Source organism: Aeromicrobium sp. PE09-221 (genome assembly GCF_002174305.1).
GTDB lineage: Bacteria > Actinomycetota > Actinomycetes > Propionibacteriales > Nocardioidaceae > Aeromicrobium.
Window position 1 is genome coordinate 79,672 of sequence record NZ_MIJB01000029.1, and the last position, 24,195, is coordinate 103,866.

At 67.7% G+C, this 24,195-nt stretch carries 22 protein-coding genes and 1 pseudogene; 15 read left to right on the forward strand and 8 right to left on the reverse strand.

Annotated elements, in window-relative coordinates; all coding sequences use genetic code 11:
• Positions 1-45 precede the first annotated feature (45 nt).
• From BHE97_RS16210 to BHE97_RS16255, 10 genes are all read left to right on the forward strand, one after another.
• Positions 46-933 (forward strand): MaoC family dehydratase, encoded by an 888-nt coding sequence (locus tag BHE97_RS16210; protein ID WP_140400202.1) that lies wholly within the window; start codon positions 46-48, stop codon positions 931-933.
• 114 nt (positions 934-1,047) lie between these two features.
• Positions 1,048-1,806 (forward strand): ABC transporter ATP-binding protein, encoded by a 759-nt coding sequence (locus BHE97_RS16215; protein WP_087625069.1) that lies wholly within the window; start codon positions 1,048-1,050, stop codon positions 1,804-1,806.
• The gene (locus tag BHE97_RS16220; protein WP_087625070.1) at positions 1,803-2,510 is read left to right on the forward strand and encodes an ABC transporter ATP-binding protein; all 708 of its coding nucleotides are present in this window, start codon (positions 1,803-1,805) and stop codon (positions 2,508-2,510) included. The genes BHE97_RS16215 and BHE97_RS16220 overlap by 4 nt, the downstream gene beginning before the upstream one ends.
• An 11-nt stretch (positions 2,511-2,521) precedes the next feature.
• A complete protein-coding gene (locus BHE97_RS16225; RefSeq protein ID WP_087625071.1) occupies positions 2,522-3,418 on the forward strand; it encodes a branched-chain amino acid ABC transporter permease in 897 nt (298 codons plus the stop codon).
• The gene (locus BHE97_RS16230; RefSeq protein ID WP_087625072.1) at positions 3,418-4,452 is read left to right on the forward strand and encodes a branched-chain amino acid ABC transporter permease; all 1,035 of its coding nucleotides are present in this window, start codon (positions 3,418-3,420) and stop codon (positions 4,450-4,452) included. The genes BHE97_RS16225 and BHE97_RS16230 overlap by 1 nt, the downstream gene beginning before the upstream one ends.
• 13 nt (positions 4,453-4,465) lie before the next feature.
• Positions 4,466-5,752 carry an ABC transporter substrate-binding protein gene (locus BHE97_RS16235; RefSeq protein WP_087625073.1) on the forward strand — a complete coding sequence of 429 codons (1,287 nt, stop codon included), beginning with the start codon at positions 4,466-4,468 and terminating at the stop codon, positions 5,750-5,752.
• 232 nt (positions 5,753-5,984) lie between these two features.
• Positions 5,985-7,826 carry a molecular chaperone DnaK gene (gene dnaK, locus BHE97_RS16240; protein WP_087625074.1) on the forward strand — a complete coding sequence of 614 codons (1,842 nt, stop codon included), beginning with the start codon at positions 5,985-5,987 and terminating at the stop codon, positions 7,824-7,826.
• A complete protein-coding gene (grpE, locus tag BHE97_RS16245; protein WP_087625075.1) occupies positions 7,823-8,410 on the forward strand; it encodes a nucleotide exchange factor GrpE in 588 nt (195 codons plus the stop codon). Before dnaK ends, grpE begins: the two co-directional genes overlap by 4 nt.
• A gap of 29 nt (positions 8,411-8,439) precedes the next feature.
• Positions 8,440-9,591, forward strand: a complete 1,152-nt coding sequence (dnaJ, locus tag BHE97_RS16250; protein ID WP_087625076.1) for a molecular chaperone DnaJ — start codon at positions 8,440-8,442, stop codon at positions 9,589-9,591.
• A gap of 6 nt (positions 9,592-9,597) precedes the next feature.
• Entirely contained in the window at positions 9,598-9,972 is a 375-nt protein-coding gene (locus BHE97_RS16255) for a helix-turn-helix transcriptional regulator (protein WP_087625077.1), read from the forward strand.
• Between the two features lie 99 nt (positions 9,973-10,071).
• Here BHE97_RS16255 and BHE97_RS16260 read toward each other — a convergent pair whose 3' ends face one another.
• Positions 10,072-10,659: a TetR/AcrR family transcriptional regulator gene (locus BHE97_RS16260; protein WP_087625078.1), complete on the reverse strand. Its 588-nt coding sequence runs from the start codon at positions 10,657-10,659 to the stop codon at positions 10,072-10,074.
• Positions 10,660-10,768: 109 nt separating this feature from the next.
• Between BHE97_RS16260 and BHE97_RS16265 the strand changes: the two genes are divergently transcribed.
• Both BHE97_RS16265 and BHE97_RS16270 read left to right on the forward strand, forming a co-directional pair.
• Entirely contained in the window at positions 10,769-11,191 is a 423-nt protein-coding gene (locus BHE97_RS16265; RefSeq protein ID WP_201791488.1) for a DUF4188 domain-containing protein, read from the forward strand.
• Between the two features lie 22 nt (positions 11,192-11,213).
• Positions 11,214-11,555: an adenylate/guanylate cyclase domain-containing protein gene (locus tag BHE97_RS16270; RefSeq protein WP_272896918.1), complete on the forward strand. Its 342-nt coding sequence runs from the start codon at positions 11,214-11,216 to the stop codon at positions 11,553-11,555.
• A 76-nt stretch (positions 11,556-11,631) separates the two neighbouring features.
• Here BHE97_RS16270 and BHE97_RS16275 read toward each other — a convergent pair whose 3' ends face one another.
• The 3 genes and pseudogenes from BHE97_RS16275 to BHE97_RS16285 form a co-directional block, all read right to left on the reverse strand.
• A complete protein-coding gene (locus tag BHE97_RS16275) occupies positions 11,632-12,255 on the reverse strand; it encodes an LUD domain-containing protein (RefSeq protein ID WP_087625080.1) in 624 nt (207 codons plus the stop codon).
• 101 nt (positions 12,256-12,356) lie between these two features.
• A pseudogene (locus tag BHE97_RS16280) lies at positions 12,357-13,826 on the reverse strand (LutB/LldF family L-lactate oxidation iron-sulfur protein); the annotation flags it as partial.
• A 17-nt stretch (positions 13,827-13,843) separates the two neighbouring features.
• Positions 13,844-14,611 carry a (Fe-S)-binding protein gene (locus tag BHE97_RS16285; RefSeq protein WP_087625081.1) on the reverse strand — a complete coding sequence of 256 codons (768 nt, stop codon included), beginning with the start codon at positions 14,609-14,611 and terminating at the stop codon, positions 13,844-13,846.
• A 175-nt stretch (positions 14,612-14,786) separates the two neighbouring features.
• Between BHE97_RS16285 and ppc the strand changes: the two genes are divergently transcribed.
• Positions 14,787-17,573 (forward strand): phosphoenolpyruvate carboxylase, encoded by a 2,787-nt coding sequence (gene ppc / locus BHE97_RS16290; protein ID WP_087625082.1) that lies wholly within the window; start codon positions 14,787-14,789, stop codon positions 17,571-17,573.
• Positions 17,574-17,614: 41 nt separating this feature from the next.
• Here the strand turns inward: ppc and BHE97_RS16295 are convergent, their stop codons facing one another.
• A complete protein-coding gene (locus tag BHE97_RS16295; RefSeq protein ID WP_201791495.1) occupies positions 17,615-18,550 on the reverse strand; it encodes an NAD-dependent epimerase/dehydratase family protein in 936 nt (311 codons plus the stop codon).
• Between the two features lie 108 nt (positions 18,551-18,658).
• Between BHE97_RS16295 and BHE97_RS16300 the strand changes: the two genes are divergently transcribed.
• Entirely contained in the window at positions 18,659-19,345 is a 687-nt protein-coding gene (locus BHE97_RS16300; protein WP_087625084.1) for a TetR/AcrR family transcriptional regulator, read from the forward strand.
• Between the two features lie 200 nt (positions 19,346-19,545).
• On the opposite strand, the gene BHE97_RS16305 is transcribed toward BHE97_RS16300, so the two are convergent.
• The 3 genes from BHE97_RS16305 to BHE97_RS16315 all read right to left on the reverse strand — a co-directional run bounded on the left by BHE97_RS16305 (position 19,546) and on the right by BHE97_RS16315 (position 23,470).
• Positions 19,546-20,646, reverse strand: coding sequence for a serine hydrolase domain-containing protein (locus BHE97_RS16305; protein ID WP_087625085.1), 1,101 nt, complete (start codon positions 20,644-20,646; stop codon positions 19,546-19,548).
• 18 nt (positions 20,647-20,664) lie between these two features.
• The gene (locus tag BHE97_RS16310) at positions 20,665-22,185 is read right to left on the reverse strand and encodes an AMP-binding protein (RefSeq protein WP_087625086.1); all 1,521 of its coding nucleotides are present in this window, start codon (positions 22,183-22,185) and stop codon (positions 20,665-20,667) included.
• 424 nt (positions 22,186-22,609) lie between these two features.
• A complete protein-coding gene (locus BHE97_RS16315; RefSeq protein ID WP_087625087.1) occupies positions 22,610-23,470 on the reverse strand; it encodes a 3-hydroxybutyryl-CoA dehydrogenase in 861 nt (286 codons plus the stop codon).
• 205 nt (positions 23,471-23,675) lie between these two features.
• On the opposite strand from BHE97_RS16315, the gene BHE97_RS16320 reads away from it, so the two are divergent.
• Entirely contained in the window at positions 23,676-24,065 is a 390-nt protein-coding gene (locus BHE97_RS16320; protein ID WP_140400206.1) for a hypothetical protein, read from the forward strand.
• Positions 24,066-24,195 lie beyond the last annotated feature (130 nt).

Consider the following 24,195-nt stretch of genomic DNA (forward strand, 5'->3'; position numbering starts at 1 on the left):
GCAATACCGAGATTGCCGGTGAATCGCCACCTGACGGAGGTAGCGATGTCGACATCGGATGTACTGCGCTGGGAGCAGATGAGCGTCGGTGACGAGCTGGGCCCGCTCGAATATGTCGTCTCCACCGAGGTGGCGCACGAGTTCTTCGAGGGTTCCACGATCGACCCGGCGGTCGTCGACCGGCTCGGCGCGGTAGACGGTGGCGTGGCCCACCCTATGCAGACACTCACCGACTACCTGTGGCTCATCCAGGAGCGCTACGCGCCCATGGGGACGGGCCTGCATGCCTCGCACGAGACCCGCTGTTTGCGGCCGATCCCGCTCGATCAGTCGCTGGTGGCCACCGGCCGCATTCTCGACCTCTATACGCGACGAGACCGGGACTACTGGGTGGCGGCCTATGAGATCAGCGATGCCGACGGGGTGCTCGTCGACCATGTCATGAAGGCCGCCATCGATCGTGAGGCCGGTACCGCCCCCGCGTCGGCGGAGCAGAAGGCCGGCGCGGCTCCGGGGAGAACGCCCCGGAGCACGGAGAAGCCGGCGACCTGGAGCTCCTTCGCGCGCCACGAGTTCTCTCTGCCGATGCAGCGTGCGTATGACCGCCAGTACTGGCTGCGTCGCGGGGTCGACTTCGCGACGCCGCCCAATGCGCACACGAGCGTGGAGGTGGCCCGGGGCGCGGGACTGCCCGACGCGGTGGCCCATTCGAGCCACTACTACTGCTGGTTCGCCGATGCGGCGTTGCTCGAGTTCGGCACCGAGTGGATGTCGGACGGCACGCTCTCGGCCCGGTTCCTCGCGCCGGTCTATCCCGGCGAGACGGTCGTGATCGAAGGAGGGCGGGCGGGTGATGAGCTGCGTCTGCGCGCCGTCGATGCGGCGGGGCGTCCCGTGGCGGTCGGCACTGCGCTGTCCTGCTCACGCGACTGAGATGGATCTCACATTTTTTTGGCCTGAGTCCTTGACGGGGTGGGTCTCGGCGGTGTTTATTAACATCGACGATCAATTGATTGATTGATCGAGAGACCATCCCAGGGAGGATCAGTGCTGAAGTTCGAAGCGGTCAGCCTGAGCTTCGGAGGCGTCGCTGCTTTGCAGGACGTGTCCTTTGAGGTCGCCGACGGAGAGATCTGCGGCTTGATCGGGCCGAATGGGGCAGGCAAGACGAGCCTGTTCAACTGTGCGAACCGCCTCTACCGGCCTACGTCGGGAGAGATCACCCTCGATGGCACCGACCTGCTGGCCTTAGCTCCACATCAGATCGCCTCACACGGGCTGAGCCGCACCTATCAGAATCTCGCACTCTTCGAGACCATGACCGTCCTGGAGAACACGATGGTTGGTGCCCACCATCGTGCGACACCCGGATTCCTGCGATCGTTGACCGGTGGATTCGGGGTACGACGCGATCAGGAGCGCATCCGCGAAGAAGCCTTCGACATCCTCTGCGAGCTTGAGCTCGACCAGTACGCCCACGTCCCCGCTCGAGGAATGCCCTTCGGCACGCTGAAGCGCATCGAACTCGCGCGGGCGATCATCTCCCGGCCGCGGGCACTGCTGTTGGACGAGCCGGCCGGCGGTCTGACCCGCGAGGAGGTCTCCGAGCTGGGAGACGTCATCTTGGCGATTCGTGAGCGACACGGTTTCTCGGTGCTGATGGTCGAACATCATCTCGGTCTGGTCGGCCAGATTTGCGACAGCCTCGTGGCACTCAACTTCGGGCGCGTGCTCGTCAGCGGGCCTCCTGCGGAGGTCCGCTCGCACCCCGAAGTCGTCCGCGCCTATCTAGGAGGAGAGGAATGAGCCTTCTCAGCGTCAGGGGGCTTTCCGCCGGATACGGCGCGGCTCCCGTGATCGAGGACATCGATCTGGACGTCCGCGCCGGGGAGATCACCGTCATTCTCGGTGCCAACGGCGCCGGCAAGACCACCACCATGCGGGCACTGTCGGGCGAGATCAAGGTCAGCGGCAGCATCGAGTTCGACGGAACACAGATCGCCAACCTGCGCCCTGACCAGATCGCGCGGCGAGGAATGCGGGTGGTCCCACAAGGTCGCGGCACGCTCACCTCGCTCTCCGTGCGCGACAATCTGCGCGTCGGGGCCTCAGCGCGCACCGATGGAGACATCGAGCGGGACATCACGAGCTGGACCGATCGCTTCCCGGCGCTCGGCCGCCGGATCGATCAACCGGCCGGTAATCTCTCGGGAGGGGAGCAGCAGATGCTCGCGCTGGCGCGCGCGCTGATCAGCCGACCTCAGCTCCTGCTCTGCGACGAACCGAGCCTCGGCCTCGCCCCCGTCATCGTCCGCGAGCTGTTCGCTTTCCTGCGCGAGATCCAGGAGTCGCTGGGCACCGCGATGCTGCTCGTGGAGCAGAACGCCAATCTGGCGCTCAATCTGGCCACCGATGTCTACCTGCTCGAAGTCGGCAGGACCGTGGCGCAAGGGTCGGCCGATGACTTCATCAACAACGATGCCATCCGTCGCGCGTACCTGGGAATGTAGAGGGCACCTTCATGACGCAGCTGATCGAACGACTCTCCGACGGGCTGACGAATGGGTTCGTCTATGCGCTGATCGCCCTGGCCCTGGTGGTGGTGTTCAAGGCATCGTCCACCGTCAACTTCGCCCAGGCCGAGATGGCCCTGTTCACCACCTACGTGGCGTGGTGGATGACGACGAGGGGGATCTCGATCTGGCTCGCACTACTGGCGGCGTGCGTCGTGGGATTCATCATCGGAGCAGCCATCGAACGCACGCTGGTCAGACCAGCCGAGAAACGCGGCGAGATGCCGACATTGCTGATCCTCGTCGCGCTGTTCACGGCGATCAATGCGATCGACGGTCTGATCTGGGGCCTCGAGTATCACTCGATGGACGGACTTTTCCCCGCCGGACTCGATGACTACGTCTCGGTTGCCTCCGCCCGCATTTACTACGAGGACATCGGCGTATGGGCCGCGGCGATCATCGCCCTGGCCGTCTGCTTCATGGTCATCAACAAGACCCGGCTCGGATTGCTTATGCGAGCCGCAGCGGATAATCCCGCCTCAGCGGCGCTCTCGGGGATCAATGTCGGCAAGGTCTATACCTTCGGGTGGGGCAGCGCCGCGGTGATCGGCAGCATCGCTGGCATCCTCATCGCCCCGATCTCCCCGCATCAGCTGAGCATGGCCACGATGTTTCCCGTACTGATCTACGGATCCGCGGCGGCCATCATCGGCGGACTCAACAGCCTCGGAGGCGCCGTCGTCGGCGGCCTCACCCTCGGACTCGCCGAAAGCCTGATCACCGGCTACGTCGGGTTCATCGGTCCGCAGCTGCACCAGACCACCGCTCTGGCGGTCATGGTGATCGTGCTGCTGGTCCGGCCGACCGGAATATTCGGAAGCCGCCGACTGGAGCGTGTGTGATGACTCGAGAATCGACCCTTCCCAAGCCCGCCTCCCTCCCGGCCAAGCGGAGCCTTATGCGCCCGGCGGTGATCGGCATCGTCGCAGTGGCGCTGCTCGTCGCCGGGGGTCAGTTGCCTGACTTCCGGGTCTCGCAGATCGCCTCGATGTTGATCTTCGCCATCGCCATCAGCGGGCTCAACCTCGTGGCCGGCTATGGCGGAATGCTGTCCCTGGGGCACTCGGCCCTTTTCGGGGTGGGAGGGTACACCACCGCCATTTTGATCAGCGAGATGCGCTTGACCCCGTTGTCGACGATGCCGATCGCCATCGCCCTCGGCGTGCTGGTCGGCGCCCTGATGGGCCTGCCCGCAACACGAGTCAAGGGTATCTATCTGGCCTTGGTGACGCTCGCCTTCGCTGTCGCGTTCCCGGAGTTCCTGAAGCGTTTCGAGGAATTGACGGGAGGCGCCGGCGGTCTCGTGGTGCGCTCGGTGGATCTTGCGCCTCCGGCGTGGAGCGGCTTCGATCGGTTTGAGCGCAGTCAGTGGATGTACTGGCTGTCGGCCGTCGTGCTCGTCCTGTGTCTGTTCCTCGTACGCAATCTCATCAGGAGTCGTCGCGGACTGTCGATCACCGCTCTGCGTGACAACGAGATCGCGGCCACGGTGTGCGGTGTCTCGGCCGCACGGGATCGGATCTCGCTCTTCGCCATCTCCGGTGGCATCACTGCCGCCGGAGGCTCGCTCTACGCGATGTACATCGGGGCGCTCTCACCGGAGCTGTCCTTCACCGTCTTCACATCCATCCAGTTGATCACTGGACTGATCATCGGGGGAGTTGCGACCTTGCTCGGACCGCTGGCAGGGGGGGTCGCCATCGTCATCATCCCGGCCGTCACCTTGGATCTGGCCAACGGTCAGGCTTACGGCCTGGTCTTCGGGGTCGTCCTCATCGTCGTGGTCTTCCTGCTTCCCGACGGGATCGTGGGGCGACTGCAGAAGATGCGTGTCTTCACCGGCAGGAGCCAGTCGGCTGCTCACACCTCCACATAGAAAGCGAAAACTCATGCACACATCACTGCTGGGTCGAGTGGTACCCACCGTTTCGGTGCTCGCGCTGCTGACGGCGGCGTGCTCGATCGATGACCAGGGCTCGGGTTCGAGCGATGACGGAGGCGGCGGTGAGTTCACCGTCAACACCGAGAACTGCCCCGATCCCGAGGCGGTCACCGCGGAGATCGGCGACACAATCAAGATCGGCTGGTCAGCCGCGCTGTCCGGGCCGGTCGCGGCGACCCAGGTGCGGGTCAACCGGGGGATCGACGCTCGCCTGAAGCTCTACAACGAGTCGCAGAAGGACATCGGCGGCCGCACGATCGATTTCCAGATGAAGGATGACGGCTACGATCCGCAGAAGGCCAAGCAGAACGTGGCCGAGCTGATTCAGCGCGATAAGGTCGACATCCTCGGTGCGGTCGGCGGCGGCCAGCTCGCGGCGGTCGTGGACGACCAGAACGAGGCCTGCGTCCCGCTGCTGAACTCGCAGGTGGGGTCGCCGGAGTGGAGGGATGTCGAGCTGTACCCCTGGACCACCTCCTATCTGCCCCGTAACGACATGGAGCTGATCGCCTCGACCCAGCTGATCGAGAACGAGGTCGAGGACCCGAAGGTCGTCGTGGTGTACCAGCAGACCGAGAGTGGAACTGCGCTGCGCGATGCCTTCGATGATGCAGCCGAGGGCACCGACCTGGAGATCGTGGACCGCATCGCCCTCACCACCCCCTCGGATGCGGCCTCGTCGGCGCGCGAGAGCGGTGCGAACGTCCTGTTCAACGCGACGATCGGTGCCGACTGTCTGAGTGTGCCGGAGGCCGTCGCCCGAGCCGGCTTCGAACCGGAGCTGCTGATTCAGCCGTCCGCCTGTGCGGATGCGAAGAGCATCTATCAAGCCGGCGGCGAGGCGATGGACGGGGCCATCTTGTTCGCCTGGACCGTCCAGGGTCTCGATCCGGCCGCCACCGAGGATGAGGACTGGGCGGAGTACGCCGCAGCGGTCGAGGCCATCGACGGTGACCCGCAGGACAACTACACCATCTTGGGCTGGAGTCTCATGGACATCATCATCGGTGGTCTGATCGAGGCCGATGCCTCCGAGGACGGGCTGACGCGCAAGAGCATCATCGAGGTCGCCCAGACGCTGCAGTACGAGCCCAGCATGTTCCGCGACGGCATTCCGTGGTCGATGAGTCCTGAGACCGGCAACGGCATCAATAAGTTGCAGCCGTTGCGGTGGAATGCGGCCGAGGGCGCCTTCGACCCGATGGGAGATGCGCTGACCTTGGAGGCCGATTGACGGTCGTGCGCCACGTGCTCGGGCGCTGACTCGACGACAGATGGCCTCCCCGTCACACGGGGAGGCCATCTGTCGTCGGTTCCAGTGGCCGTGCAGTGTGTGAGCGGAGTCACCCGCATCGTGAAGGGGAAGGGGGAACAACGGATCCTTGAGGAAAGTTGATAGGATTAGACTCAAGTCGGTTGACCCACAGTTTTTCAAGCATCCCACGACTCACTCAGGAGGAGATCACATGGCCCGCGCAGTCGGTATCGACCTCGGCACGACGAACTCCGTCGTCGCCGTGCTGGAAGGCGGCGAACCCACCGTCATCGCGAACGCCGAGGGCGCCCGCACCACCCCGTCGGTCGTCGCCTTCGCCAAAGACGGCGAGGTCCTCGTCGGCGAGGTCGCTAAGCGTCAGGGCGTGACCAATGTCGACCGCACCATCCGGTCGGTCAAGCGTCACATGGGCACGGACTGGTCCACGAAGATCGACGACAAGACCTTCAACGCCCAGCAGATCAGCGCTTTCGTGCTGCAGAAGCTCAAGAGGGATGCCGAGGCCTACCTCGGTGAGCCCGTCACGGATGCCGTCATCACGGTGCCCGCCTACTTCAACGACCACCAGCGTCAGGCCACCAAGGAGGCCGGTGAGATCGCGGGCCTCAATGTCTCACGCATCATCAACGAGCCCACCGCCGCGGCACTCGCGTACGGCCTGGACAAGGCCGACGACCAGACGATCCTCGTCTTCGACCTCGGCGGCGGCACCTTCGACGTCTCGCTGCTGGAGATCGGTGACGGCGTCATCGAGGTCAAGGCCACCAGCGGTGACAACCATCTCGGCGGCGACGACTGGGACAATGCGGTCGTCGACTGGATCGTCACCAAGTTCAAGAACAGCAATGGCATCGACCTGTCCAAGGACAAGATGGCCATGCCGCGTATCCGCGAGGCCGCCGAGCGCGCCAAGATCGAGCTTTCCAGCTCGTCCAGTAGCTCCATCAACCTGCCCTACATCACGGTCGACGCGGACAAGAACCCGCTGTTCCTCGACGAGACCCTGACCCGCGCCGAGTTCGAGAAGATCACCTCCGATCTGCTCGAGCGCACCAAGGCCCCGTTCAACAACGTCATCCGCGATGCCGGGATCAAGGTCGAGGACATCGACAGCGTCGTGCTCGTCGGCGGCTCGACCCGTATGCCCGCCGTGAGCGAGCTGGTGAAGAAGCTCACCAACGGCAAGGAGCCCAACAAGGGGGTCAACCCCGATGAGGTCGTCGCCATCGGCGCCAGCCTGCAGGCGGGTGTCCTCAAGGGCGAGGTCAAGGATGTGCTGCTCCTCGATGTCACCCCGCTGAGCCTCGGCATCGAGACCAAGGGCGGCGTGATGACCAAGCTCATCGAGCGCAACACCACAATCCCGACCAAGCGCAGCGAGGTCTTCACCACGGCCGACGACAACCAGCCGTCCGTGGCGATCCAGGTCTACCAGGGCGAGCGCGAGATGGCCGCTGGCAACCAACTGCTGGCCACCTTCGAGCTCACCGGCCTGCCCCCCGCGCCGCGCGGCGTACCGCAGATCGAGGTCACCTTCGACATCGACGCCAACGGCATCGTCAACGTGTCCGCCAAGGACCGTGGCACCGGCAAGGAACAGTCGATGACCATCACGGGCGGCTCCGCGCTGTCCAAGGAGGAGATCGACAAGATGGTCAAGGACGCCGAGCAGTACGCCGAGGAGGACCGCAAGCGCCGCGAGGCCGTCGAGACCCGCAACCAGGCCGAGGCGCTCGTCCACTCCACCGAGAAGTTCCTGGAGGAGAACGGCGACAAGGTCGGCGACGACGTCAAGTCCGAGGTCAACGCCGATCTGGACGCTCTCAAGGAAGCGCTCAAGGGTGAGGACAACGACGCCATCACGGCGGCCGTGACCAAGCTCGGCACATCCAGCTCCAAGATGGGCGAGGCGATGTACGCCGCCGCTGCCGCCGAGCAGCAGGCCGCGGGGGATGCCCCGACTGCCGAGGGTGATGACGACGATGTCGTCGAGGCCGAGATCGTCGACGAAGACGAGGGTGAGCGGAAGTGACCGAACAGCCCGACCACGGACAGACCGACCCCTCGGTCGACGAGCCCGAGGTCGCGGCGGCGGACGAGCCGGAGGCCTCTCCTGAGGGGGAGGCCCCGGCCGCCGGAGCGGACGACTCGGTCGAGCGTCAGCTCGCCGAGCGCACCCTCGACCTCCAGCGACTCCAGGCCGAGTACGTCAACTACAAACGTCGTGTGGACCGCGATCGCGAGCTCATGCGCAAGCAGGGTCGCGAGGACGTCCTCGTCGCGCTGCTGACCGTACTGGACGACATCGGGCGGGCTGAGGAGCACGGTGAGCTCACCGGTGGCTTCAAGGCCGTCGCCGACTCCTTGCAGGCTGCCGTGGCCAAGTACGAGCTCGAGGCCTTCGGTGCCCCGGGCGACCCCTTCGACCCGGCCCTGCACGAGGCGGTGTTCCACGCTGGCGAGTCGGCTGATGTCGACACCACGAGCGTCGCCCAGGTCATGCGCATCGGCTACAAAGTCGGCGACAAGGTGGTCCGCGCGGCCACGGTCGGCGTCGTCGACCCGGCCGATGACCAGCCCACCGAGGCAGACAACGACGACAACGACGAGCAGTGATCGATACGGATGGAGAGGAGGGGTGAGTCGTGAGCAACCCCAGTGACTGGGCGACCAAGGACTACTACAAGACGCTCGGTGTGAAGAAGGACGCCTCGGCAGCCGACATCAAGAAGGCCTATCGCAAGCTGGCGCGCGACAACCACCCCGACTCCCATCCGGGGGACACCGCCGCCGAGGAGCGTTTCAAGGAGGTCTCGGAGGCGTACAGCGTGCTGGGATCGGCTGAGAAGCGCAAGGAATACGACGAGCAGCGCTCGCTCTTCGGGCAGTTCAAGGGCGGCTTTCCCGGTGGGGGAGGCGGCTTCCCCGGTGGTGGTGGCAGTACCACCATGAACGACTTCGACCTGTCCGATCTGCTCGGCGGCTTCTTCGGGGGCGGAGGGGGTCGCGGCGGACGTCGTCGTCAGCCGCAGCCGCGTCGCGGCGAGGATCTCGAGTCCGAGGCCACGATCACCTTCCAGCAGTCGGTCGATGGGGCCACCCTGCCGCTCCGGCTCACCAGCGACGAGGCATGTCCGACGTGCCACGGCACGGGCGCCGAGCCCGGCACGGTCCCCAAGGTCTGCCCCAAGTGCCAGGGCAGCGGCATGCAGACCGGCACGTCCGGCGGTGTCTTCGCCATGACGGAGCCGTGTTCGCAGTGCCGTGGCCGCGGGCTCATCGTCGAGCATCCATGCTCGACGTGCAGCGGCAGCGGTCGGGCGCCGTCGAGTCGCACGATCCATGTCAAGATTCCCGCGGGCGTCAAGGACGGTCAGCGGATCAAGCTCAAGGGCAAGGGCGGCAAGGGTGATGCCGGCGCCCCCAATGGCGACCTCTTTCTGGTCGTGCACGTCGAGCAGCATCCGCTGTTCGGGCGCAAGGGCAGCGACCTCACCGTCACCGTCCCGGTCGCCTTCGACGAAGCGGCTCTGGGTGCCCAGATCAGCGTGCCGACCCTCGACGGTCCGCCGGTCAAGATCAAGGTCCCCGCGGGCACTCCCACCGGACGTACGTTCCGCGCCCGCGGCAAGGGCGGGACGAAGAAGGGTGGCGAGCGCGGCGACCTGTTGGTGACGATCGAGGTGCAGGTGCCGCGCGAGCTCACCGATGAGCAGCGAGCCGCCGTCGAGGCCTTCCGCGCGGCGCGTGGCAGTGAGGATCCGCGGGCGAGCCTGTTCGACGCGGTGAAGGGATGATCGGCGATGAGCGAGTTCGTACCGCCGGGGCCTGAAGCCAAGGTCTTCGTCATCTCGGTCGCGGCCGAGTTGTCGGGTCTGCATCCACAGACCCTGCGGACCTACGATCGGCTCGGAATCGTGGCTGCGGGCCGCACCACGGGCGGTGGCCGCCGGTACTCACTGCGCGATATCGAGCAGCTGCGCGAGGTCGCCCGGCTCACTGCCGAGGGCCTTGGACTCGAAGGGGTCAAGCGTGTGATCGAGCTGGAGAACCAGGTCGCCGCATTGCAGGAGCGTGTGGCCGAGCTGCAGGCCGAGCTCGCCACCGCCCAGCAGCCCCAGAACCTCCCCGCCGTCGTCGCTCACCACCAGATCGCCCTCTGGCAGCGTCGCCGCTGAACCCGTTGAGTGTGGGGGCACCACCCACGAGCGCAGCGAGTAGGGGGAACGTTCCTCCGAGCACTCCGCAGGGCTCCGTGCAGGGTGGTGCCCCCACGCTCAACGGGTTCTTACCTCGGTCCAGGCGCGGAGGGTGGCGGCGAGGGTGGCGGAGTACAGCGTGTCCGCATCGGCCTCGTGGGGGAGCGCCCCGGCGAGTTCGATGCTGACCATTCCGTGCACCTGCGCCCAGATCACCGCCGCGACGGTCGTCGGCTCCTCGCGGCGGAAGGTGCCGTCCCGTTGGAGCTGTTCGACGCACTCACGTAGTGGCAGCATCGCGGCGGACGCCAGCTCGGGGTCGGGAGCGCACTCCTCGCTCATCATCAGCGCGCCGCCGAACATCAGGCGATAGCGAGCCGGGTGATCGAGAGCCCAGCGACGGTAGGCCACGCCGAGGGCGACGAGTCCGTCCCCGGCGGCCGCTGCCTGCGCGGCACCGAAGGACGCGAAGGACTCGTTGAGTAGCGCCGTCAGGAGCTGCGCCTTGCTGCCGAAGAGCGCGTAGATCGCGGTGGTCGACGTGCCCGCCTCGCGAGCGACGGATCGTAGCGAGAGCGCCGCCGGGCCGACCTGGTCGACCAACTCTGCGGTCACCTCCAGGAGCCGCCCGCGCAGGGTCTCATCGTGGAGCACAGGTCTTGCCATGGGCACAGTTTAGTCGTAACGTCGTTTTATAACGACGTTACGACAGGCGGTTCCATCGATGAATCCGGTATTCCCCGGGCGCTACACAGCGGCGCCTCAGACTGACGATGTGACGGTCTTCCTCATCGGCATGCGCGCCAACCGCTGGTGGAAGGTCCCGGCGGTGATGCGCACCGCCGTGGCGATGCCGCGCATGCTGATCCACCTGGAACGTCACCCCGAGGTGGGGCTGCTCGGCCATCACCAGTGGTTCGGACGCACGACGATGCTGCTGAGCTACTGGCAGAGTCCGGAGCACCTCCAGCGCTTCGCCGCGGATACGGAAGCACCGCATCTCGGAGCGTGGCGAGACTTCATGCGCCGGATGAGTGGCACCGGTGATGTCGGCGTCTGGCACGAGACCTATCAGGTCCCGACATCGAGCCTCGAGGTCGTCTACAACGGCATGCCTCGCTTCGGCCTCGCGCGGGCGACCGAGCACGTCGAGGTCGGGCCCGGCACCGCCACCGCCAGCCAACGCCTCGGCCGCTGAACCGCTGAACGGGTTCGGAGGCTTGGCGGCCCGGGGACGGCTCCGATCGACACCGATCCGGGTGCGGATCGGTGTGCACCGCGGCGTGGTGGTCGCCCGCGATGGCGACTTCTTCGGCCGCAATGTCGCCCTCGCGGCGCGGGTGGCCACTCAGGCCGATGGTGGTGAGACACTGGTCTCCGACGAGCTGCGCGAGGCGCTGCTCGACTCGACCGAGTTCGTCTTCTCCGACCCTCGGGAGGCGACGCTCAAGGGCTTCGCCGGGTCGCAGACGCTCTGGCGGGTGGAGGCGTTGGTGAGCAAGGATGCCGAGCCGGAGCCGGGCGCCCTCCGTCCTCGTCTGCTGCCCCGCCGCCGCGGCTGACGTCAGTCCCCGCGGGAGGCGATGGCGATGCGTTTCGGTGGCGTGAGCAACCTCGATGCATCGTCACGGGTCCTGCTCAGCGCACGACGATGACGCGGAGTGTGCGCGGTCCGTGGACGCCCTCGACACGGCTCAACTCGATATCGCTCGTGGCGCTCGGGCCACTGATCCAGGTGAGCGGATGGGTCTGGGCGCCGAGCTCGATGATCCGGGCGACGGCCTCGGGCACGTCGCTCACGATCTGGTCGGCGGAGATCAGGCACACGTGGACGTCGGGGACCAGGGAGGCCGCGCGGCGCCCCTGTCCGCGGCCGTGGTCGAGCACGATCGTGCCGGTATTCGCGATGCCGATCGTCGCGGTGGTGACGACGGCATCGACCTGGTCGAGCTCGGCCGAGGTGAGATCCGAGGCGTCGAGCCACTCGAGCTCCGCGCCGCTCGGCCAGGACTCGCGCAGTGTCCGGTCGCCGACGACATGCCGCGCGTCACCGAGGGCCGCCGCGATCGCCGGGCCGATGTCCTCGCGGTCGAGCATCTCCACCTCGGCGTGGTAGTCCGCGACCCGCTCGGCGAAACGTTCGACGAGGCCCAGGCCACCGGTGCTCACCGGTCGTCCGTACTCCCAGTCGATCTCGGGTGACCCGGGTCGGTCGGCTAATGCGAGCCTGACCCGGCCCAGGATCTCCTCCCGCGCGTTCATTCCCCCTCCGTGGACCGAGACCTGCTGGAAGTTCGCTGACCGGACGGGGTCTCGGTTGACGAGTGGGGAGCACATCTCGGTTCATGCCGGCCCCCCTCGGTGCGCTTCCACCAGGAGCGGAAGGACTCGGGCGGTGGGACGGGGACGTCGCGTGCGCCGCTCCAGGCATTCAGCGGCGGGGGAAGCTGCCGCAGCACCTCCCTACGGCCGAACAGCGGGCTGCGCAGCGCCTTCCCGCCGGACGTCGCGAGCCTCTCGGCGACCTCGTAGCGCCGGTGGTCGGCGAACATCCAACCGGCCGCCTTCATGGCGACAGCCTCCGGCCTCGGTACACCGCCGCGGTGTTCATCAACGACGCGCGTACGCAGATGCACGAGCAGTGAGGGAATGTCGATGCGCACGGGACACGCGTCGAAACAGGCTCCGCACAAGCTCGAGGCGTACGGTAGCGACTGGTCGACCTCACTGGACGTCCCACGTAGCTGCGGGGTGAGCACCGCTCCGATCGGGCCGGGATACACCGACCCGTAGGCGTGACCTCCCGCCCGCTCGTAGACCGGGCAGACGTTGAGGCACGCCGAGCAGCGGATGCATCGCAGGGCCGCGCGTCCTACCTCATCGGCGAGGACCTCCGTGCGGCCGTTGTCGAGCAACACGATGTGCACGTCCTGGGGTCCGTCTCCCTCGGCATTGCCGGTCCAGATCGAGGTGTACGGGTTCTCGCGTTCCCCGGTGCTGCTGCGGGGGAGGACCTGCAACATCACCTCCAGGTCGCGCCAGGTGGGCAGGATCTTCTCGATCCCGACGACCGAGACCAAGGTCTTCGGCAGCGACAGGCACATCCGGCCGTTGCCCTCCGATTCGACCACCACGAGGCTGCCGGTCTCGGCGATCGCGAAATTGGCGCCGGACACCGCGAAGTCGGCGCGCAGGAACTTCTCACGCAGGTGCAGTCGGGCTGCCTCGGCGAGTCGCGGAGGGTCATCGGTGAGATCCTCGGGGGCAGGACGGCCCACCTTCTTCATCTGCCGCAGGAAGATCTCGCGCACCTCGGAGCGATTGCGATGGATCGCGGGCACCAGGATGTGGCTCGGCCAGTCGTCGCCGAGCTGCACGATGAGTTCGGCCAGGTCGGTCTCCCACGCATCGATGCCCGCGGCCTGCAGCGCCTCGTTGAGCTCGATCTCCTGCGTGGCCATCGACTTGACCTTGACCACCTCGCGGGCCTGCTTCGCCCGAGCGAGGTCGACGACGATGCGATTCGCCTCGGCCGCGTCGCGCGCCCAGTGCACGGTGGCACCGGCGGCGGCCGCCCGCTCCTCGAACTCCATGAGGTAGTCGTCGAGCGAGAACAAGGCACGGTTCTTGATAGCCTCGGCGGCCCGGCGCAACTCCTCCCAGTTGTCCAGCTCGCCGACCACCGCGGCACGCTTCTCGCGGATCACGCCGGTGGCGTGGGCGAGATTGCGCCGCTGCACGGGATCGTTCAGGGACTCCTTGGCTGCCTGCTGGAAGGTCGGCATGCCCAGGAAGGCAGTGGTGACGCCGACGTGCGGGTGATCGATCCTCATGCCTGCACCGCCCTCGCTCACGCTGGTTCCTCCTCGGTCGAAGCCAGGATCTCGGCCAGATGCATGACCCGTACGCCCGACCGCTCCCGCGAGAGCAGCCCGCCGATGTGGGCCAGACAGGAATTGTCCCCGGCGACGAGGACCTCGGCGCCGGCCTCGCGGACGTGCCGCGACTTGTCGCTGCCCATCGCGATGGATGTGTCGGCATTCTTGATCGCGAAGGTCCCGCCGAAGCCGCAGCACTGGTCGGCGGAGGGGAGGTCGACGAGGTCGATGCCCTGGACGGCTCGCAGCAGCTGGAGTGGCTTGTCCCCGACCCGCAGCATCCGCAACGAATGGCAGGTCGGGTGGTAGGTGACCCGGTGCGGGAAGTAGGCGCCCACATCAGTCACCCCCAGCACATCGACGAGAAACTCGCTCAGCTCGTAGGTGCGGGGAGCGATTTCCTCGACACGCTCCGCGAGCCGAGCGTCACCCGTCCGCCGCGCGATGTCACCGTGCTGATGCCGGACCGAACCCACGCAGGACCCGGACGGGGCGACGATCGCGTCGTAGGGGTCGAAGGTCTGGACGAAGGTGCGCACGGCCGGCCCCGCCTCGTCCAGATAGCCGGTGTTGGTGAACAACTGCCCACAGCAGGTCTGTTCGACCGGGAAGTCGACCTCCACACCGAGACGGCGCAGCAACCGCACCACCGCCTTGGGCGTCTCGGGCCACATCAGATCGTTGAAGCAGGTGGCGAACAAGGCGACCTTCAGACCAGAGACGGGCGGGGCGCTGCTCATGTCCCGACTCTCGCACGGCGCGCGTCCTCGCGCCAGGGCGGTGGATGAGCGTCCGTTCCAGGTGACGGAGGGACGCTGACGCACCGCCCGCAGTCGAGAACAGACGCCTACTCACCGCCCGGGCGGCTGCGGTCCGTCGTGACGCGATGACGAGGGGCGCTCTAGGCTCGGTGACATGACGGCCAGCGAGTTCGACGCGATCGCCAGTTCCATCGACGACACGATGCGCCATGACGTCCGCCGGGTGGTCGACCTGCTCGGTGAGACCCTCAAGCGCCTGGAGGGCGACGAGCTCTTCGACCTGGTCGAGCAGGTGCGCGCCCAGGCCAAGGTGGTGGAGGAGAGTGAGGACGAAACCGAACGTGACACCTCGGCACAGGCGATCCGCGAGCTGCTGTCCGGCCTGCCCTCGGAGACCCTCGGCAAGCTCGTCCGAGCGTTCAGCGTCTACTTCAGCCTCGCCAATGTGGCCGAGCAGGTCGCCCGAGTCCGTGGTTTCGCCTCCCGCCCCGAGGACGACGGCTGGCTGGCGCGCACGGTCGCCGATATCGTCGAGGAACAAGGTGCCGAAGGGCTCCGCGACGGTGTCGACCGCTTGCACGCGCGCACGGTCTTCACCGCCCACCCGACCGAGGTGAGCCGCCGCACGGTGCTCACCAAGCTACGCCGCATCGCCGACATCCTGTCCGATCCCTCCGATGCCGGGAGCCGCAAGCGTCGCCGCCAGGACGCCGACCTCGCGCAGCTCATCGACCTCGTCTGGCAGACCGATGCCGTACGCCGGACCCGCCCGACACCGCTCGACGAGGCCCGGCACATGGTGTTCTACCTGCAACAGATCCTCGACGAGGCGATGCCCGCACTCAGCCGCGAGCTCGACGACATGCTGCGTGAGCACGGGGTCGAGCTCGCACCTACGCGCGCCCCGTTCAGCTTCGGCTCCTGGATCGGGGGCGACCGCGACGGCAACCCGAATGTCACACCGCAGGTGACCCGTGAAGTGCTCGACCTCCACCACCGGATCGCCTCGCGCATCGTCATCGAGCAGCTCGACCTATTGATCCGCGAGCTCTCCCCGTCCGACGAGCTCGCCGGCGTCAGCGACGAGCTGCTGGAGTCGCTGGAGGCCGACCGTGAGCATCTGCCCGATCTGGACCCGCGGCTCCTGGTGGTCAACGCGGCCGAACCGTACCGCCTGAAGCTCTCGTGCATGCGGCTCAAGATGCAGAACACCGCTTCGCGCATCGCGCAGGCGCAGCACCATCGCCCTGGCTGGGACTACGCGAACCGCGACGAACTGCTCGACGACCTCTTCATCGTCGACCGTTCGCTGCGCGCCCACGGCGGCGAACGCATCGCCGATCGGATGCTCGCCGATGCGATCCGTCAGATCTCGCTGGTCGGCCTGCATCTGGCCACGCTCGACATCCGTGAGCACGCGGATGCCCACCACCATGCGATCGGCCTGATGGTCGACCGGCTGGGTGAGCACGAACGGGATTACGAGGACTTCGATCGCGGGGAGCGGACGGCCCTGCTGTCCACCGAGCTGCTCGCCCGGCGCCCCCTCAGCCCGACGCCGCCGGCGCTGGACGAGTGGGGGACACGGACCTTCGGCGTCTTCGATACCGTCCGGGATCTCAAGACGACATTCGGCGAGGAGGTCGTGGAGTCGTACATCGTCTCGATGGCGCGCGGCGCCGACGATGTGCTCGCGCCGGCGGTGCTCGCGCGCCAGGCCGGACTCGTCGATCTCGTCGGCGGACCGGGTGTCGAGCCGTTCTCGCGGCTGGACTTCGTGCCGCTGCTGGAGACCATCGAGGAGATCCGCAGGGCCGGTGATGTGCTCGACGACCTGCTCAGCGACGAGGCGTACCGCGAGATCGTGCGCCTGCGCGGGGATGTCCAGGAGGTCATGCTCGGGTACTCCGACTCCAACAAGGAGGGCGGTGTCACCACCTCGCAGTGGGAACTCCACCGGGCCCAGCGCAGCCTTCGCGATGTCGCCCAGAAGCACGGTGTCCGGCTCCGGCTCTTCCACGGCCGTGGCGGCACGGTCGGCCGCGGGGGAGGGCCGACCTACGACGCTATCCTCGCGCAGCCCTGGGGCGTGCTCACCGGGGATATCAAGTTCACCGAGCAGGGCGAGGTCATCAGCGACAAGTACGCGCTGCCCAAGCTCGCCCACGAGAACCTCGAGCTCTCGCTCGCCGCCGTGCTCGAAGCGTCGACCCTGCACCTGGAGTCGCGGCACCGGCAGGACCAGCTCGAATCCTGGGACGAGGTCATGACCCGGGTCAGCGACGCCGCCTACGCCGCCTACCGCGGTCTCGTCGAAGACCCCGGCCTGTTCGACTACTTCCTGGCCGCCACACCGGTCGACCAGCTCGGTGAGCTGAACATCGGCTCGCGCCCGGCCCGCCGACCGGACTCCGGCGGTGACATCTCCGGCCTCCGCGCGATCCCCTGGGTCTTCGGCTGGACGCAGACCCGCCAGATCGTGCCCGGGTGGTTCGGCGTCGGCAGCGGTTTGCGTGCGGCGCGTGAGGCCGGCCACGGCGATGTGCTCGACGAGATGTACCGCGAGTGGCAGTTCTTCCGCACCTTCATCTCCAATGTCGAGATGACCCTGACCAAGACCGACCTGCGGGTCGCGCAGCGCTACGTCGAGACCCTGGTGCCCGACAACCTGCGCCACGTCTTCGACCGGGTACGCGCCGAGCACGAGATCACTCTGGCGGAGGTGCTGCGCGTGACCGGGGAGGGATCGCTGCTGGAGAACCAGCCCGGGCTGCGGCGCACGCTCGACGTGCGGGACGCCTATCTGCAGCCGATCTCCTTCGCACAGGTCGGGCTGCTCGCGCGGGTCCGCCAGGACCCGGACTCCCTCGATGACGACATGCGGCTGGCCCTCCTGCAGACCATCAACGGCATCGCCGGAGGGCTCCGCAACACGGGCTGAGTCGCACGTCGGTCTACCGCCACCGTCTCGAGGTGGGGCGCTCAGGCGCGGGTCACGGTCTCGCGCCACCAGGCGATGGTCGCGGTTGCGGCCTCCTCCGGCGGCGTCGGTGCGACTCCCAGTCGGTTCTCGTCGGCACGGCTGTCCATGACATAGGGCCGTTCCCACTGATGCAGCATCTCGGCGAGCTCGGCGCTGTCGCGGTGGACACGCCCCGCCCACCGTAGGAGCCGCGAGGGCAGCGGCCGGATCGCAGGCACGGGGACGCCGGCGGCTCGGGCGTACTCCTCGACCAGCTCGCGCTGCGTGACCGGGGGAGCGGTGGGCGCCATGACCAACCCGTCGAGCGTGGGGATGTCCGCCGCCTGCGCCATCGCTGCCGCGAGATCGGGCAGGTAGGTGAAGGAGTGCGGCTGGTCGGCGGATCCGAGGGGCCGTACAGTCCGGCCGCGCAGGATCGGCATGATCATCCGCTCCCCGGCGTGCGCGTTCGCCCGGGCGAAGGGTCCGAAGTAGTCCGAGGCGGCGATGCTGACTGTCCTGACCGGCGCCTGGCGGCGGGCGCGCAACAGATCGACGCGCACCTCGCCCTTGGCTGAGCCGGGGGCGATCGGCGAGGCCGAGGTGAACGGTTGCTCTCCGGCGTCGAGCGCGTAGAGACTCTCGGCGAAGATCACCGGGATACCGACGAAGGACGCCGCGCGGAGCACGCCGGCTTCCAGGCTGGGCAACTCAGCCCTCCACGTGTCCGCGCGATAGCGCGAGGCGTGCAGGCACCAGTGGACGGCGGCCGCGCCGTCGAGCGCGGACCGCAGTTCGGCTGTGTCGCTCGCATCTCCCGCCCGTCTTTCGATGCCGGGATGATCGGGGCCCGATCCCGAGCGGGTGAGCAGGCGGACATGATCGCCGCGTCCGGCCAGATACAGGGCGAGGGTCGAGCCGATGGGGCCGGCGCCGACGACGAGGTGGGTGGTCATCATGGTCTCCAAACTGTGAGCAGTGCTCTCTGTCTTGATCATGGACGATGGGCGAGGTGAAAACAAGAGCAGTGCTCACAAAAATGTCTGGTGCCCTACGATGGGGTCATGAGCACACCACGGCAGCGGGCCCGCGATCAGACGATGCGAGATATCGTCCGCATCGGTCGCGAGCACCTCGCGGCGGTCGGCCCGGCCGCGCTCTCCCTGCGGGCGATCGCCCGCGATCTCGGGGTCGTGTCATCCGCGGTCTACCGCTATGTCACCAGCCGCGACGAGCTGCTCACGCTCCTGATCGTCGACGCTTACGACGAGCTGGGGGACGCGGTCGAGGCTGCCGTCGCCGCGGCCGGTGAGGACCCTCGGGGGAGATTCCTCGCGGCGGCGCGGGCGGTGCGGACGTGGGCCGTCGCGGAGCCGTCGCGCTATGCGCTCGTCTTCGGCACGCCCGTCCCGGGGTATCGGGCGCCGGGCGATCGCACCACGGGGCCGGGCACCCGCGTGATCGTCGCGTTGCTGCGGATCTTCGATGAGGCGGCTCGCGCTGGGCAGCTCGTGTCGACCGCTCTCGACATCGCCCCGGAGCTGCGCGCTGATCTCGCGCGCATCCGCGAGGAGTACGGCTCACCGCTGGACGACTCTCAGCTCGTGGCGGCGACGGTCGCGTGGACGGGCATCTTCGGCGCTGTGAGCTTCGAGGTCTTCGGCCAATACGGCACCGACACCTTCGCGGCGCCCTCGGCCCTGTTCGAGGCGCAAATGGAGGCACTCTCTGCGGCCGTGGGGCTGAGCTGAAATCAGCGGGGCGCGAGCCGACGCAGGCGAGCGACGGAAGATGTGATTCCCCGGTGGCCATGACGACCCTCGAGTCACATCGTCGATCCGTAGCGGACGAAGGATGTGCCTCGAGGGTTGTCGGGGCAGCCGCGAAGTCACATCCTCCGTCCCGTTCTGGACGCGAACGACGAGACCGGGCCAGCGCGGGGGCGAGCGGCTCAGGCGGTGAGCTGCCAGAAGCGCTTGAGGAGTGGCGACATGAACTCGGCGTCGAAGCCCACCTGGGTGAGCAGGATGCCCGCTGTGCGACGGCGCGGATCGGCGAACAGGGTCGTGCCCGTGCCGCCGGACCAGCCGAAGCGGTCGGCCGATCCGTATCGGGGCCGCACGTCGACGCTCACGCCGTAGCCCCATCCGGTGCCCGGTTCGAGGAAGAGCTCGCTCATCGCCCGCTGACCCGGCGCGCGGTGGTCCTGGCGCATCGCGTCGATCACCCCGGCGGGCAGGCCGGTGTCCTCACCGAGGAAGGCGCGGGCGAGCCGGGTCAGATCGGTCGCGGTCGAGAACAGGCCGGTCGCCCCGCCGCGGATCGCGGGAACGCTGCTCGCGTCCGCATCGCCCGCAGGCCGCTCGATCGCGGGCGGATCGCCGGTGAGGAGCGCCGGGAGCCGTGGCAGCTGACCCTCGTCCAGGGTGTAGGTCGTCTCGCTCATGTTCAGCGGCCCCGTGACGTGCTCGGCGAGCAGGGCGTCGAGGTCGGCACCACCGGCACGTTCCAGCAGGATGCCGAGTGCCATGTGGGACGAGTCGTAGAGCCACCCCTCGCCGGGCTGGTGGATCATGGGCAGTGCTCCGACCTGCTCGAGCCACTCCTCGGGTGTCATCGCCGGGGCGAAGGCACCTGGGCCGAGACCCTGATCGGTGATCGCGCGTTGGAGCGGTTGACTGCCGTCGAAGGCCGGGTGCCAGCCGAAGCCCATCCCCATCGCCAGCAGGTCGTGGACCGTGATGGCGCGGCGGGCGGGCACCGTGTCGTCCAGCTCGGAGCCCAGGGCGCGCAACACCCTTCGCCCGGACAGCTCGGGCAGCCACCGCTCGATCCGGTCGTCCAGCGTGAGCACGTCCCGCTCGGCCAGGCACAGTGCCAGCATCGCCACGAGCGGCTTGGTGAGCGAGGCGATGCGGAACACGCTGTCGGGCCCGTAGCCGAGCGAATCCACGGACGCCCGACCCTCCCGGATCGTCACCCAGACCGCTCCCGGCAGCGTCTGCTCGGTCGCCGCCTGTTCGATCAGCTCGCGGACTCCGTCGGTGCTCATCGCCGGCAGCGCACCAGGTCAGTTGATCGCGCGTTCGCGGCCGGACCAGAACTCCTGGCGCAGCTTGAACTTCTGTAGCTTGCCCGTCGCCGTGCGGGCGAGCTCCTCGCGGAACTCGACGCGCTTGGGCACCTTGTAGCCGGCGAGTCGCTCGCGCGCGTGGGCCTTCAGTTCGTCATCGGTGACCTCGCCCTCGACCACCACGAGGGCGGTGACCAGCTCGCCCCACCTGTCATCGGGGATACCGATGACCGCCACCTCGCGGACCGCCGGATGGGAGGCGAGAGCGTCCTCGACCTCGATCGACGAGACATTCTCGCCGCCGGAGACGATGACATCCTTCTTGCGGTCCAGGATCGTGACGTAGCCGTCCTCATAGGTGCCGCCGTCGCCGGTGTGGAACCAACCCTCCGCGAGGGACTCCGCGCTGGCCTCGGGGTTCTCCCAATAGCCCTCCAAGACGGTATTGGAGCGGGCGAGGATCTCACCGGAGTCGTTGACCATGATCTGCGTAGACAGCGCGGGTGCTCCAGCGCGGCCGAGGAGGCGCGCCTGCTCCACGGGTTCCTCGGCCTCCCACTCGGCGCGCATCCGACTCATCGTGAGCAGGGGAGCGGTCTCGGTGAGCCCGTAGATCTGGATGAACTCCCAGCCGAGCTCCTCGCGCACCCGCTCGATCGTGCTGGTCGGCGGCGGAGCCCCGGCGACCACGCAGCGCACCCGGCCGCGGCCGGTGGGCCCGTCCCAGTCCTTCAGCGCGTCGAGGGTCGCGGACAACACGGCCGGGGCGCAGCACAGGAAGGTCACCTGGTGCTCCTCGATGCGGCGCAGGATTTCGGTGCCGTCGATCTGCCGGAGCACGATGTGCTGGCCGCCCATGCCGGTGACCGCGTAGACCTGTCCCCAGCCGTTGCAGTGGAACATGGGGAGGGTGTGCAGGTAGACATCGCGATCGTTCACGGACGCCTGCCAGCCGAAGACCGTCGCGTTGACCCACAGTGCGCGGTGGGTCTGCTGGACGCCCTTGGGCCGGGCGGTAGTGCCCGAGGTGTAGTTGATGGTGGCCGTCGCGTCCTCATCGGCCTCCCAGGGCTCGGGCTCGGCGGTGCTCGACCAGATCTTCTCGTCGTCCTCGCCGAGGATGAACACATGGGGCGCGTCGACGGCATCGGCGAGGTGAGCGAGATCGGGGTCGAGGAGGACGACCTCCGCGCCGCTGTGCTCGACGATGTACTCGACCTCGGCCGGCGCCAGCCGGAAGTTGACCGGTACGAAGATCCGACCCCAGCCCGAGACGCCGAAGAAGGACACCAGCAGCCGGGCCGCATTGTGGGACACACAGGCCACTCGCGCACCGCGTTCGATGCCGAGCTCGTCGAGGGTCGCGGCCTGCGAGCGGGCGAGCCTCATGACATCGCGATACGTCAGCTCGCCCCAGGAGGGGGCCGTCTGATTCGGCTCGTCGACGATCGCGACCCGATCCGGATAGACCGTATACGCGCGATCGAGGAAGTCGCGGATGCTGAACGGGACCTTCATGGGTGTTCCTCCAGGGCGGCGGCGAGTCGTGACGGGTCTCACTGCATTGAAGCACTTCGCCGATAGCCCCACATCCGAAGGCGGGATCGTCCCGGGCCCCGTCGCTGATCACGTGCTCGATCCCGGAACGCCACGATGGCTGTGCTCAGTATCGACACGTCCGCTTTCCCACGTCTCCGTCGGTCGCTGGGGCTGGTCGTCCGTTGCCTGCGCCGGCGGCTTCAGGCGGCTGTGCGGGTTCGGCCGAGCGGTCGTTCATGGGGCACGGCGATCGGACGTCCGGAGAGTTCGGTGCTGGCCGAACATCCTGGGTCCGGTGGTGGTCGCTGATCCACCTGGATGGCGCCGCTGCAGAGCTCGGTGAGGGACAGCATCGGGGGCGGTGTGCGGACCGGCCGGGCGAGGTCCGCCGGGCCGGTCGCTGTCACGAGCTGTAGGGGTAGAAGCCGTGTCCCGACTTCTTGCCCAGCAGGCCCGCGTCGACCATGCGATCGAGCAGCGGCGGCGGGGAGTAGAGAGGCTCCTTGAACTCCTCGTACATCGACTCGCCGATCGCCTGGATCGTGTCGAGGCCGATGAGATCGCTCAGCGCGAGCGGTCCCATCGGGTGCCCGCAGCCGAGCACCATGCCCTGGTCGATGTCCTCCGCCGAGGCATAGCCCGCCTCGTACATGCGGATCGCCGAGAGCAGATAGGGCACGAGGAGCGAGTTGACGATGAAGCCCGCACGGTCGGTCGCGTCGATCGGGCGCTTGCCCAGGCTCTCGGTGACATAGGACCGCATCCGGTCCAGCGTCTCGGGAGACGTGGTGAGCGAGGGGATCAGCTCGACGAGCTTCATGACCGGCGCAGGGTTGAAGAAGTGCACACCCATCACGTGCCCGGCGCGACCGGAGACGGCGCCGAGCTTGACGATCGGGATGGACGAGGTGTTGGACGCGAGGATCGCCTCGTCGTCGTCGAGGATCGCGCCGACCTTGGTGAAGAGGTCGAGCTTGACCTGCTCGTTCTCGCTGGCGGCCTCGACGACGAGCTGACGATCCGCGAGGGCACCCAGATCGGAGGTGGGGTGGATGCGTTCGAGGGCCGCGGTGAGGTCATCGGCGGTGATCTTGCCGCGCTGCTCGGCCTTGCGCAGCGAGCCCTCGATCCGTCCGCGGGCGGCATGAGCCGCCTCGCCGGAGATCTCGACGAGCACGACGTCGAGTCCTGCTCGCGCGTTGACCTCGGCGATGCCCGAACCCATCAGTCCGCCGCCGATCACACCCATACGTTCGATCGTCATGCCACTCCTTAGCTGAGGGAAGCCTCATGTTCCAGTCTATCGTCCGGTCTCGGGACGGTGCGTAGGCGTCCATCGCCGGGCCGATGTGGACGCTGGCTCACCGCCAGGGGAGCTGAAAGGGACGCTGTCTCACCGCTCGGGTGACGATGCGCATGGCGTGAACGATGCGGCCGGGTGCTCGTGATGGGATAGGGAGGTGCGATGCATGAGGGTGATGGCAGCCGGGGCGATGGCGGTGCTGATGCTGGCCGGCTGCGGAGGCGATCCCGCGCCCCAGCCGAGCGAGCCGGAGCCGCAGGAGAGCGAGTCCGGGCTCGCCGAGGGCGAGCCCGACATGGGTGCTCTCACCAGCTTCACCTGCCAGGCCGATGACGAAGGCCAGTGGACGGCGACCGGGGTGATCGCGAACCGCGAGGAGACCTCGGAGACCTATCAGGTGACCGTGCTGGTCGCCGACGGCGATGCGGGCAATGCGAAGTCCACTCTGCTCGAACAGGTACAGCCGGACGAGTCCGCCACCTTCGAGATCGCGGAGATCCCGCCGAACGGCGAGGACCCCAGCTGCCGGGTCACCGTCATCCGCCTCGCCCACTGACCCTCGGCGCGTCAACGAGGCGTGGCGGCGGGTTATCCCGCATCCGCGCGTTGGGCGGCGGGTTATCCCGTAGTTCTCGGGCGGTAGCGCGGGATAGCTCACCGCTCACGCGCCCTCGATCGCGGCGCGC